We start from the raw sequence: 810 nt of genomic DNA, 5'->3' as shown, positions 1-810 counted from the left end.
GGCCGAATCGAGCGTTGCGGCGTACTCGTCCGGACCCAGACTTGCCGCCCGTTCCGTCAGACCGCGCGCCAGCGCATAGATCGCCTCGACGGCGCCGTGCCGATCGGCACGGCGGGCGAGCCCGCCCTCGCGGACAGCGTCCCGGACGATGCCGTCGATGATTTCGCGGAATACCTGGAACCCCGAGTTGCCCGTCGCCGTGTCATCGACGGCGATCGCATTCTCCGCCCGGATCACCCACTCGAACGCCGCGAGGTCGGGGTACTCGCGCATCAACCGGCCCGATTCGTCGAGGACCGCTTCTATTCGCGTGACCGCGGTGCCCGGGCGGGCGGCCGCCCGCCGCAGTCGGGGAACCGCGACGTCGGTTCGCGCCGCCACCGCGGCCTTCATCAGTTCGGACTTGTTCGGGAAGTAGTTGTACAGGCTCGCACTGGTCACGTCGGCCGCGCGAGCGATCTCACGAATCGTCGCCCGGGCGTAGCCCGCCTCGGCTACACAGCGCATCGCCGCGGTGATGATCCGGGCGCGCGTCTGCTCACCGTCGGCCCCCACCGGCCGGCCCAACTGCGACGCCTTGACGGTCATACCGCGCAGTCCCCGCCACCGGTCCGTTCGTCACGCACCGCGCACCTCGCGCCAACAACGTCAAGGAAATTGATCGTCCGATTATATTCGGTGTGTCGGATCGGCGGCCGGCGGACAGGATGCGACCAGTGGGGACAGCACCGTGACGCGGACGCAACGCGGGCGTCCGGTAGGTGCCAGCGGCGAGGAGACTCGCCGGCGGATCATCATCGCCACCATGCG

General features: G+C 69.4%; 1 protein-coding gene. It reads right to left on the bottom strand.

What is annotated here, in order from left to right; genetic code table 11:
• Nucleotides 1-588: TetR/AcrR family transcriptional regulator (locus A5782_RS10245; protein WP_067098973.1), on the bottom strand; the 588-nt coding region annotated here is incomplete at its 3' end.
• Between the last annotated feature and the right edge of the window lie 222 nt (nt 589-810).

Source organism: Mycobacterium sp. 852002-40037_SCH5390672, from assembly GCF_001665875.1.
Taxonomy (GTDB): domain Bacteria; phylum Actinomycetota; class Actinomycetes; order Mycobacteriales; family Mycobacteriaceae; genus Mycobacterium.
This window is presented reverse-complemented; position numbering and strand designations above follow the sequence as displayed.